We start from the raw sequence: 6,321 nt of genomic DNA on the forward strand, positions 1-6,321 counted from the left end.
TTAAGCCACCTCCCTTGCATTATAGTACTTCAGGAGCAAGTGAAAGAATTTTTGTAAATTCCTTATCTCTAAGTTCCCTTGCTACAGGTCCGAAAATTCTTGTTCCCCTTGGAGTCTTATCTTCCTTGATTATAACAGCTGCGTTTTCATCAAATCTTATATATGAACCGTCAGGTCTTCCAACTCCCTGTACAGACCTTACGATAACAGCCTTAACAACGTCTCCTTTTTTAACAACACCTCCGGGTGTTGCGCTCTTAACGCTGGCAACAATTATATCTCCGATGTTACCATACTTTCTCTTTGATCCACCTAAAACTCTGATGCACATGATTTCCTTAGCACCTGAGTTGTCTGCAACCTTTAGAATTGATTGCTGCTGAATCATATCTGAAACCTCCTTTCAAGCTTCATTACTTAGCTCTTTCAACTATCTGAACAAGTCTCCATCTCTTTTCTTTGCTGAGTGGTCTTGTTTCCATGATTTCTACTATATCACCAATTCTAGCTTCGTTATTTTCATCATGAGCCTTGAACTTCGTTGTTCTGTTAACTGTTTTTCCGTAAAGTGGATGACGAACCTTAGTTTCAACAGCAACAACGATTGTCTTATTCATTTTATCAGAAACAACCTTACCTATTCTGGTCTTTCTAAGCCCTCTTTCCACAGGCTGTACCTCCCTTCATTAGTCTCGGTTTATACCAAGCTCTTTCTCTCTAAGGATAGTTTTGAGCTGTGCTATTTCCTTTTTAACAGCCTTTATTCTCATTGGATTCTCAAGCTGACCTGTTGCAAGCTGAAATCTCAGCTGGAAAAGCTCAGCTTTAAGATCGATAATTCTTTTCTGTAATTCGCTTATGCTGCTTCCGCGAATTGATTTAAGTTCATTAGCCTTCATTTACTTCACCACCCATTTCTTCGAAGTCCCTTCTGGTCACAAACTTTGTCTTGATTGGAAGTTTGTGTGAAGCGAGCCTCATAGCTTCCCTGGCAACCTCTTCATTAACTCCCTTGAGCTCGAATAGAACTCTACCTGGCTTTACAACTGCTACCCAGAATTCTGGTGATCCCTTACCGGAACCCATACGAGTTTCAGCAGGTTTCTTTGTAACTGGCTTATCCGGGAATATCTTTATCCAGAGCTTTCCGCCTCTCTTAATATATCTGTTTATAGCTATTCTGGCAGCCTCTATCTGATTGCTTGTTATCCAAGCTGGTTCTAATGCTACTATACCATAATCGCCGTACGCAAGAGTGTTTCCTCTTGTTGCTTTACCTGTCATTCTTCCACGCTGTACCTTACGATGCTTAACTCTTTTAGGCATTAACATGTTGTACTCCTCCTTCCTGTAACAATTAGCTATTTGCTACCTCTTCTGCTGGCTTTTCTTCATTTTTCTTTGTAAGAATTTCTCCATGGTAAATCCATACCTTAACGCCGATCTTACCATAAGTTGTGTGCGCCTCTGCAAATCCATAATCTATATCAGCTCTTAATGTGTGAAGTGGAATTGTTCCTTCATGATAGCTTTCCGTTCTTGCCATTTCAGCTCCGCCAAGCCTTCCTGAAACAGCTGTTTTGATACCCTTTATACCGAATCTCATTCCCCTTGATATAGCCTGCTTCATAGCTTTTCTAAAGGATACTCTTCTTTCAAGCTGAGCAGCTATATTTTCAGCAACAAGCTGTGCGTTAATTTCAGGATTCTTTATTTCAACTATGTTAACAAGAACGTTCTTTCCAGTCATCTTTTCGAGCTCCTTCTTAAGCTCGTCAACACCTGCTCCACCCTTGCCTATAACCATACCAGGTTTTGAAGTGTGGATATTAACCTTTACTCTGTTTGCTGTTCTTTCGATTACAGTCTTGGCAATTCCTGCCACATAGTACTTATTCTTGATGTATTCTCGAATCATGTTGTCTTCAACAAGAAGGTCTGCAAAATTTTTATTGTTTGCATACCACTTAGCATCCCAGTCCTTGATTATACCAACTCTTAATCCATGTGGATTTACTTTTTGTCCCACACTTTTCCCTCCTTTTCGTTATGCTCTTTCCTTTACAATCATTGTTATATGGCTGGTTTTCTTTCTTATTCTGAATGCTCTACCTTGAGCGTGTGGTCTAAACCTCTTAAGTGTTGGCCCCTGACCTACATATGTTTCTGAAATATAAAGTTTGTTAACGTCCATATTGTAGTTGTTTTCAGCATTTGCTACTGCTGACTTCAATAACTTTTCAACCACAGGAGCTGCTGCTCTTGGTGTATGCTTAAGTATTGCGAAAGCTTCTCCAACCTTCTTTCCTCTTATAAGATCAAGCACTACCTGAATCTTTCGTGGAGACATTCTAATATATCTAGCATGTGCCTTTGCTTCCATTTGAGCCCCTCCTTCCATTACTTAACTTTTGATGACTTTTCTGTATCATCATGTCCCTTAAATGTTCTGGTTGGTGCAAATTCACCAAGCTTGTGTCCTATCATATCCTCCGTTATATAAACTGGAACATGCTTTCTCCCATCATATACGGCTATTGTATGTCCTACCATCTGTGGGAAGATTGTTGAACTTCTTGACCATGTCTTTATAACTTTCTTTTCACCGGTCTTGTTCATATCCATTATTCTCTTTAAAAGTCTTTCTTCAACAAATGGTCCTTTTTTAACTGATCTACTCAATTTACTTGCCTCCCTTCGCAAAGGTTAATAATCAGGAAGCAGAGTACAGCACCTGCACTACCTCGCTTCCTGTAATTAAATTACTTTCTCCTCTTAACAATAAATTTATCTGAGTACTTATTGTGCTTTCTTGTTTTGTATCCAAGGGTCGGTTTACCCCATGGAGTAACTGGTGATGGACGTCCTATTGGTGACTTACCTTCACCACCACCGTGTGGGTGATCTACAGGGTTCATTACAGAACCTCTAACTGTAGGTCTTATTCCCATGTGTCTCTTCTTTCCGGCCTTACCAATATTTACGAGTTCATGGGCTGCATTTCCTACCATACCTACTGTAGCTTTGCAATCAACCCTTACAAGCCTTACTTCGCCGGATGGGAGCCTTACCTGAGCATAGTCGCCTTCCTTGGCCATAAGCTGTGCGGCAACACCTGCTGATCTAACAAGCTGTCCTCCCTTTCCAGGGAAAAGCTCAATATTATGAATCATTGTACCAACCGGTATATTTTTAAGTGGAAGAGCATTTCCTACCTTTATGTCGGCATTCTCTCCCGACATAACTGTATCTCCAACCTTAAGATCGTTTGGAGCAAGGATGTATCTCTTTTCACCATCTGAATATTGTAATAGAGCTATAAATGCTGTTCTGTTTGGATCGTATTCTATAGCAACAACCTTTGCTGGAACACCATCCTTATCTCTCTTGAAATCGATAATTCTGTACTTTATCTTTGCACCGCCGCCTCTATGACGAACAGTTATTCTACCATATGAGTTTCTTCCTGAATGCTTTTTAAGTGTAACAACCAATGACTTCTCTGGTTCCTTTTTAGTGAGTTCTGAATAATCCAGAACTGTCATGCCTCTTCTACCAGGAGAAGTTGGCCTGTATTGCTTAATCGCCATTCATATTCCCTCCTTCTCTACGCTTATCTGACCTTAAAGTCAATAACAGCTTATTTCATCTTTTAATTAAGCATTAAATCCTTCAAAGAATTCTATTGTCTTACTGTCAGCAGTGAGCTTAACTATTGCCTTCTTATAGCTAGCCCTTCTTCCGACATTTACTCCCATTCTCTTAACTTTTCCTTCATAGTTCATTGTTTTAACATCTTCAACCTTTACGCCGAAAATATCTTCAATAGCTTTCTTAATCATTGACTTATTCGCATCAACATGAACCAGGAAGGTGTATTGTCTGTCTGCCATCTGAGCCATTGATTTCTCAGTTATTACCGGCCTTAAAATTATATCATAATTTGTTAATTTCATTATGCATACACCTCCTCAATCTTCTGAGCGGCGTCCTTAGTTACGATGAAGCTGTGGTACTTCAGAATATCGTATACGTTGAGATTATTAACTGGTATTACTGCTGCCCCCTCTATATTTCTTACTGACTTGTAAATCACCTCGTCAGATTCAGGAACAACGATTAAAGCCTTTTTAACATCAAATTTCTTGAGCATTTCTGCTATAACCTTCGTCTTTGGAGCATCGAGCTTAAGCTCATCAAGCACTATTATTTCATTGTCAGCAACCTTTGATGAAAGAGCTGACTTAAGAGCAAGTCTCCTAAGTTTCTTTGGAAGTGTATAGCTGTAATCCCTTGGCTTTGGAGCAAATACGATACCACCATGCGTCCATTGTGGTGATCTAATAGAACCATGTCTTGCTCTACCCGTTCCCTTTTGTCTCCAGGGTTTAATTCCACCTCCGCGAACCTCAGCTCTTGTAAGGGCTGACTGAGTTCCCTGTCTCTTATTTGCAAGCTGCATCTTTACAACCTGATGCATAGCTTCCTTATTTATTTCAGCACCAAACACTGCATCGGAAAGTTCTATTTCTCCAACCTGCTGTGCATCCATGTTATATAAAGCTACCTTAGGCATTTTGTTTCCTCCTTTCCTCAGAAATTACGCTTTTACTGAGTCTCTTATTACTACAAGACCCTTCTTTGGTCCTGGCACTCCACCCTTTACAAGGATGATATTTCTATCCGCATCTACCCTTACAACTTCAAGGTTCTGGATTGTTGTTCTCACATTTCCCATATGTCCAGGCATTTTCTTGTTTTTAAATGTCCTTGATGGGAATGATGAAGCACCCATTGAACCTACTGCTCTGTGGTACTTGGATCCGTGAGTTTCCGGTCCTCTGTTAGCGTTCCATCTCTTTATAACACCCTGATATCCCTTACCCTTTGATGTTCCAATGACGTCAACTCTTTCTCCGGCACTAAATATGTCAGCCTTGATTTCACTTCCAACTTCATACCCTGTTACATCATCAAGCCTGAATTCCTTAAGATACCTTCTAAGCTTTAAACCTGCCTTTTCAAATTGTCCCCTATGTGGCTTGTTTACAAGCTTCTCTCTAACATCTCCATATCCAACTTTTATTGCATTGTATCCGTCTGTTTCAATTGTCTTCTTCTGAACAACAACATTTGGTTCAGCTTCTATTACTGTTACAGGAATAACTCTGCCGTCTTCATCGAAAACTTGAGTCATTCCAAGCTTTCTTCCCATTATTGCCTTTTTCACGATGTGCACCTCCTCAACTTATTAGCGGAATACAGTTTTCTGTATTCATAATAGTTAAAATTAAAGTTTTATTTCTATATCTACACCTGCTGGCAAATCAAGTCTCATAAGAGAGTCTACAGTCTTCTGAGTCGGGTTAAGTATGTCTATAAGTCTCTTATGTGTTCTGATCTCAAATTGCTCTCTTGAGTCCTTGTACTTGTGAACAGCTCTAAGGATTGTAATAACATCCCTTTCAGTTGGTAGTGGCACTGGCCCTGAAACCTGAGCTCCAGTCTTTTTAGCTGTTTCCACAATTTTTTGTGCAGAAGAATCAAGTAAGCTGTGATCGAATGCCTTAAGCTTGATTCTGATTTTTTGTTTTGCCATAAAAATTTCCCTCCTTTTCATCGCACGCTTTGTTTTTTCTACGCACGACAGCGGCTGTTCTGTACACTATTCCGGGTGTTTCCTCATCGTGCCCATAAGAATAACGTATACAGGACCCCGTCGCCCGATTCTAGATCAGGACATTCTCAGCAAGAATTAACCCGGTAACCGGCAACCTCTTGCATCATCGCAGTCCGAGTACTTCACAACTCTTATATTCTACAATATTTTTTAAAAATGTGCAAGAGAAATATATTATTTTGTAATATTTTTGAACTCATTAAAAATGTCATATAAATTAGCACATATGTATATAGATTAAAATATTTTTCTTAATTTGTAAAGAATAATAGTTCCCTCCGGCCCTGTAAAATTCACCCATTAAAAGATGTAAATTAATCAATTGTGCTATTCTACTCTGAAAAGTCCATTGTAATAAAGGTAGATAATATCTATAGACCTACGCTGCGATAAAAAATATATTTCATTCACCAGAGCGCTTGGCAAAGAAGTTCTAAACTTGGGAATCGAAATAAATGCATTGAAACTGAGGCGAAAGCACTCAAAAATACCATACACAATAAAAAATAGGAAGGGGCGCGCTCACCTTCCTATTTTTATCGTTATAAATTATTCAAATATCTTGGAAACAACTCCAGCTCCTACTGTTCTTCCGCCTTCACGAATAGCAAATCTAAGTCCGTCTTCCATAGCGATTGGAG

13 protein-coding genes are annotated in these 6,321 nt (G+C 39.4%); all 13 read right to left on the reverse strand.

The features are described from left to right. Window positions 1–19: 19 nt before the first annotated feature. Window positions 20–388, reverse strand: a complete 369-nt coding sequence (gene rplN, locus EDD71_RS13130) for a 50S ribosomal protein L14 (RefSeq protein ID WP_133629197.1) — start codon at window positions 386–388, stop codon at window positions 20–22. A gap of 25 nt (window positions 389–413) precedes the next feature. Then, complete coding sequence (rpsQ, locus tag EDD71_RS13135) at window positions 414–668, reverse strand: 30S ribosomal protein S17 (protein WP_133629198.1); 255 nt, start codon at window positions 666–668, stop codon at window positions 414–416. A gap of 18 nt (window positions 669–686) precedes the next feature. Further along, window positions 687–899 (reverse strand): 50S ribosomal protein L29, encoded by a 213-nt coding sequence (gene rpmC, locus EDD71_RS13140; RefSeq protein WP_133629199.1) that lies wholly within the window; start codon window positions 897–899, stop codon window positions 687–689. Continuing rightward, complete coding sequence (gene rplP / locus EDD71_RS13145; RefSeq protein WP_133629200.1) at window positions 889–1,332, reverse strand: 50S ribosomal protein L16; 444 nt, start codon at window positions 1,330–1,332, stop codon at window positions 889–891. The genes rpmC and rplP overlap by 11 nt, the downstream gene beginning before the upstream one ends. 25 nt (window positions 1,333–1,357) lie before the next feature. Next, complete coding sequence (rpsC, locus tag EDD71_RS13150) at window positions 1,358–2,029, reverse strand: 30S ribosomal protein S3 (RefSeq protein WP_133629201.1); 672 nt, start codon at window positions 2,027–2,029, stop codon at window positions 1,358–1,360. An 18-nt stretch (window positions 2,030–2,047) separates the two neighbouring features. Beyond that, entirely contained in the window at window positions 2,048–2,383 is a 336-nt protein-coding gene (gene rplV, locus EDD71_RS13155; protein WP_133629202.1) for a 50S ribosomal protein L22, read from the reverse strand. A 17-nt stretch (window positions 2,384–2,400) separates the two neighbouring features. Further along, window positions 2,401–2,682, reverse strand: coding sequence for a 30S ribosomal protein S19 (gene rpsS, locus EDD71_RS13160; RefSeq protein WP_133629203.1), 282 nt, complete (start codon window positions 2,680–2,682; stop codon window positions 2,401–2,403). Window positions 2,683–2,762: 80 nt separating this feature from the next. Further along, window positions 2,763–3,590, reverse strand: a complete 828-nt coding sequence (gene rplB, locus EDD71_RS13165) for a 50S ribosomal protein L2 (RefSeq protein WP_133629204.1) — start codon at window positions 3,588–3,590, stop codon at window positions 2,763–2,765. A 66-nt stretch (window positions 3,591–3,656) separates the two neighbouring features. Continuing rightward, window positions 3,657–3,956: a 50S ribosomal protein L23 gene (gene rplW / locus EDD71_RS13170; RefSeq protein ID WP_133629205.1), complete on the reverse strand. Its 300-nt coding sequence runs from the start codon at window positions 3,954–3,956 to the stop codon at window positions 3,657–3,659. Next, complete coding sequence (gene rplD, locus EDD71_RS13175; RefSeq protein WP_133629206.1) at window positions 3,956–4,576, reverse strand: 50S ribosomal protein L4; 621 nt, start codon at window positions 4,574–4,576, stop codon at window positions 3,956–3,958. Before rplD ends, rplW begins: the two co-directional genes overlap by 1 nt. Window positions 4,577–4,600: 24 nt before the next feature. Further along, on the reverse strand, window positions 4,601–5,230 hold the full coding sequence (gene rplC / locus EDD71_RS13180; RefSeq protein ID WP_133629207.1) for a 50S ribosomal protein L3: 630 nt from the start codon (window positions 5,228–5,230) through the stop codon (window positions 4,601–4,603). Window positions 5,231–5,290: 60 nt separating this feature from the next. Then, window positions 5,291–5,599 carry a 30S ribosomal protein S10 gene (rpsJ, locus tag EDD71_RS13185; RefSeq protein ID WP_133629208.1) on the reverse strand — a complete coding sequence of 103 codons (309 nt, stop codon included), beginning with the start codon at window positions 5,597–5,599 and terminating at the stop codon, window positions 5,291–5,293. A 630-nt stretch (window positions 5,600–6,229) separates the two neighbouring features. Then, a partial coding sequence (locus EDD71_RS13190; RefSeq protein ID WP_479724202.1) for an EF-Tu C-terminal domain-related protein occupies window positions 6,230–6,321 on the reverse strand: 92 nt, incomplete at its 5' end.

This window comes from Fonticella tunisiensis (assembly GCF_004364155.1).
Lineage (GTDB): Bacteria > Bacillota > Clostridia > Clostridiales > Caloramatoraceae > Fonticella > Fonticella tunisiensis.